Genomic DNA, 343 nt, shown 5'->3' on the forward strand with positions numbered 1-343 from the left:
CGCAGGTATTCAGCAACAGGCCAGCGAGCACGGTATTTCCCTCCTGTTTGAGGCATTCGCCGACCGGGCCTACGACCAGGACGGCAAACTGGTCACGCGCTCCCTGCCCGGTGCCGTGCATCACGACACGGCCCTGATCATCGACCAGGCAACCCGGATCTCTGAAGGTCGGCCACTGACGGCGTCCGACGGCAGCGAATTGTTCCTGCAGGCCGACACCCTGTGCGTTCACGGCGACAACGAGGAATCTATCGCAGCGGTCCGGCGGATATGCGAAGTGCTTGCATCCACAGGACGCACCGTATGAACGTCGGTGTCTTACCAAGGCTCGAACCGGCCGGAA

General features: G+C 62.4%; 1 protein-coding gene. It reads left to right on the forward strand.

Going from position 1 to position 343, the window contains the following annotated elements; genetic code table 11:
- A partial coding sequence (locus E5Q11_RS17390) for a LamB/YcsF family protein (RefSeq protein ID WP_210426338.1) occupies positions 1 to 307 on the forward strand: 307 nt, incomplete at its 5' end.
- Positions 308 to 343 lie beyond the last annotated feature (36 nt).

The organism is Marinobacter confluentis (assembly GCF_004785685.1).
GTDB lineage: Bacteria > Pseudomonadota > Gammaproteobacteria > Pseudomonadales > Oleiphilaceae > Marinobacter > Marinobacter confluentis.